Annotated in this window: 2 protein-coding genes; both read right to left on the bottom strand. The window is 74.3% G+C overall.

Annotated features, from left to right (window positions below):
• Positions 1 to 1455 (bottom strand): type I polyketide synthase (locus tag JS521_RS34410; RefSeq protein WP_372448644.1); only part of this gene is annotated, 1455 nt, incomplete at its 3' end.
• Positions 1452 to 3903 (bottom strand): beta-ketoacyl reductase (locus JS521_RS34405; protein ID WP_205086802.1); only part of this gene is annotated, 2452 nt, incomplete at its 5' end. The genes JS521_RS34410 and JS521_RS34405, both read right to left, overlap by 4 nt.

Below are 3903 nucleotides of genomic sequence, written 5' to 3'. Positions count from 1 at the left end.
GGGCTCCTCCGCGGGGGCGTCGAGGGGTGCTTCCTCCAGGATGATGTGGGCGTTGGTGCCGCTGATGCCGAAGGAGGACACAGCTGCCCTGCGGGGGTGTTCACCGGGTTCCCAGGGCTGCTCCCCGGTGAGCAGTTCGATGCTGCCGGAGGACCAGTCCACGTGTGGGGTGGGGACGTCGGCGTGCAGGGTGCGGGGCAGCACGCGGTGGCGCATCGCCAGCACCATCTTGATGACGCCGGCGGCCCCGGCGGCGGACTGGGTGTGGCCGATGTTGGACTTCAGCGAGCCGAGCCACAGCGGACGGTCCCGGTCGCGGCCGTAGGTAGCCAGCAGCGCCTGGGCCTCGATGGGGTCGCCCAGCGTGGTGCCGGTGCCGTGCGCCTCGACGACGTCGACCTGGTCGGGCGTCAGGCGGGCGTCGTCGAGCGCGGCGCGGATGACACGCTCCTGGGCCGGGCCGCTGGGGGCGGTGAGGCCGTTGGAGGCTCCGTCCTGGTTGACCGCGCTGCCGCGTATCACGGCGAGCACCGGGTGGCCGTTGCGGCGGGCGTCGGAGAGCCGCTCGATGAGCAGTACGCCGACGCCCTCACCCCAGCCGGTGCCGTCCGCGTCGGCGGAGAACGCCTTGCACCGGCCGTCGGATGCCAGGCCGCCCTGCCGGCTGAACTCGTGGAAAGCGACCGGGTGCGGCATGACGGTGACCCCGCCGGCGAAGGCCATGGAGCAGTCACCGGCGCGGATGGCCTGGGCGGCCAGGTGCAGGGCGGTCAGCGACGAGGAACAGGCGGTGTCCACACTGACCGCGGGCCCTCGCAGGCCCAGCGTGTAGGCGATGCGGCCGGAGAGTACGGAGGTGGCGCTGCCGGTGAGCTGGTAGCCCTCGGTTCCGGCCATGCCCGCCTGCATGTTGATGCCGTAGCCCTGGCCGTTGGTCCCGACGAACACGCCTGTACGGGAGCCGCGCAGCGTCCCGGGATGGATGCCGGCGCGCTCCATCGCTTCCCAGACCGATTCCAGGACCAGCCGCTGCTGCGGGTCCATGGCCAGTGCCTCGCGCGGGTTGATGCCGAAGAACGCGGGGTCGAACATGCCCGCGTCGTGCAGGAAGCCGCCCTGGGACGCTTCGGGGGCCGCGACGCCCTCGGCGCCGGGCAGCGGACTGTCGTCCCAGCCCCGGTCGCCGGGGAACGGGGTGACGGCGTCCGTGCCGGAGGCGAGGAGCCGCCAGAGGTCCTCGGGCGAGCGCACACCGCCGGGCAGGGTGCAGGCCACCGACACGATGGCCATGGGCTCATGCTCCTGCGACTCGGCCTCACGCAACCGCCTGCGAGTGGTGTGCAGTTCGGCGATCACCCGGCCCAGGTAGTCACGGAGCTTGTGCTCGGTGGGACTCTTGCTCGCTTCGGTCGTCATCGTGCTCTCCTGCGGGGTCCTTGGAGCGGCGGCGGTCATGTGAGTCCCAGATCCCTCTCGACCAAATCGAACAGTTCGTCGTCCGTGGCGTGTCCCAGCCGGTCGGCCAGGGCGGCGCCGTCAGCGGACTCCTCACCGGTCTCTTTCCGTGTCGTGGCGAGCAGCGACTCCAGCCGCATCACGATCCGGACCCGGTCGAGGTCGTCGCCGGAACGGCGGACGAGCGCCGCCTCCAGCCGGTCGAGGTCGTCCGTCGACGGCAGGTCGTCGACGGCGTCCTTCGGCATCAGCAGGCCCAGCAGGTGCTCCGCCAGCGCGACGGGGGTCGGCTGGTCGAAGACGAGTGTGGCCGGGAGTGTCAGGCCGGTCGCGGAGGCCAGCCCGTCACGCAGGGCCACCGCGGTCAGCGAGTCGGTGCCCAGGTCACGGAAGGTGCGTTCCGGTGCGATGTGCTCCGGTCCCGGGTGGCCGAGCGCGGCGGCGGCGTGGGTGCGCACCAGATCCAGAGCCGCGCGCTCACGCTCCACCGGGGACAGCCCGGCCAGCCGGGCGCCGAACCCGTCCTCGACCGTGTCGGGAGTGGTTGCGGCCCCGGCGGAGCGGAGGGCGCGTACCTCGGGCAGTTCGGCGAGCAGCGGGCTGGGGCGCAGCGCGGTGAAGGAGGGTTCGAACCGTCCCCAGTCGACTTCCGCGGCGGCGGTGGACGGTTCGCGGGCGTCGAGCGCCTGACGCAACGCGGTCATGGCGGGGCCGGGCTGGAGGAGCGAGATGCCGCGGCGCAGCATCGGTTCCACGGCGGCGTGGTCGACCATGCCGCCTCCGTCCCACGGCCCCCAGGCGACGGAGAGGACGGGAGCGCCCTCTCGGCTGCGCTGTTGGGCGAGCGCGTCGAGATAGGCGTTGCCTGCGGCGTAGCCCCCGTGCTGGCCCACGCCCCACATCGCGGAGATGGAGGAGAAGTGGACGACGGCGTCCAGTCGTGTGGGGTCGAGCAGTTCGTCGAGGTGGCGGGCGCCGGCGACCTTGCCGCCCACCAGGTGGGCGAGGTCGGCGACGCCGGTGTCGGCGAGCGGGGCCAGAGCGCCCAGGCCGGCGGTGTGCATGACGGTCCGGACGGTGATGCCGTCGGCGGTCAGCGCGTCGAGCGCTCGGCCGACGTCGTCACGGTCCTGCAGGTCGCAGGCGACGACGGTGACGCGGGAGCCGAGGGCGGTGAGTTCCTCGGTGAGTTCGCGGGCACCTGGGGCGGCGGGGCCGCGCCGGCTCATCAGGACGAGGTGCTCGGCCCCCTCGGCCGCCAGCCAGCGGGCGACGTGGCCGCCGATGGCGCCGGTGCCGCCGGTGACCAGCACGGTGCCGTCCGGTGTCCATGCCGTGCCGGAACGCGGGGGGACGGGGTCGGCGTGGCGCAGCCGTCGTCCGAGGGCGGTCCCGGCGCGGACCGCCACCTGGTCCTCGCCGTCGGTGCGGGTCAGGGTGGCCGCGAGCCGGGCGGCCAGGCGCGTGTCGTCGAGCCCGTCGGCGGGCAGGTCGATCAGACCGCCCCAGTGGCGGGGGTGTTCCAGGGCCGCGACCCGGCCCAGTCCCCAGACGGCGGCGTGGGCCGGGCTGACCGGCGCCTCGTCCTCGCCCGCGCCGACGGCGCCCGCGGTGAGGGTCCACAGCGGGCCCGGGTCGACGTCGAGGGCGGCGTGCAGCAGGCAGAGGGTGCCGGCCTGGCCGGCGGTGATCACCGGGTGGTCCGGATGCGGCGTCTCGTCCAGGGCGAGCAGGGAGATCACGCCGCGGAGCTGCTCGCCGGGGACGACGTAGTCGCGGAGCAGGTCCGCGAACTCCTCCGCGTCGGTGTCGGCGGGGTCGACGACGAGCAGGTCGACCTCGCCCTGTCGTTCGGTGAGCGCCGCGCGGCAGGCGTCGACCGTGGCGTCGGCGTCGTCAGGGGCCACCAGAAGCCACCGCCCGACGCAGGACGCCGCGGACGGCTCCTCCAGGGGCGTCCAGGCGATCCGGTACCGCCAGGCGCCGACGGCCTCGTGCTCGCGGGCGTCGCTGTGCCAGGCCGACAGGGCCGGCAGCAGGGGTTCCAGTGCCGCCGGGTCCAGGCCCGCGGTGGCGGCCAGGGACTCGACGTCGCCCTCGTCGACGGCCGCCCAGAAGCGGGACTCCGCCGTTGAGGCGGCGGGGGCGGGCGCCACGGTCGCGTCCGGGGCCGGGGAGTCGGTCCAGTAGCGGGTGTGCTGGAAGGCGTAGGTGGGCAGGTCGACCCGGTCGCCCTCGCCGGTCACCGCCTGCCAGTCGACCTCCGTGCCCCGTACGTGGGCCCGGGCGATCATGTGCAGCAGTGTCTGTGCCTCGCCGTGCCCCGGGCGCAGGGCGGGGACGGCCACCAGGCTGTCGACCTGGTCCTGGGCGAGGGCGCAGAGCACTGCGTCGGGGCCGAGTTCCAGTGCTGTCCGTACGCCGGTGAGCGAGGCGAGTGCGTCGGCG

The organism is Streptomyces durocortorensis (genome assembly GCF_016901035.1).
Taxonomy (GTDB): Bacteria; Actinomycetota; Actinomycetes; order Streptomycetales; family Streptomycetaceae; genus Streptomyces; species Streptomyces durocortorensis.
The sequence above is the reverse complement of the archived record's forward strand: the minus strand, read 5'-3'. Positions and strand labels throughout refer to the sequence as shown.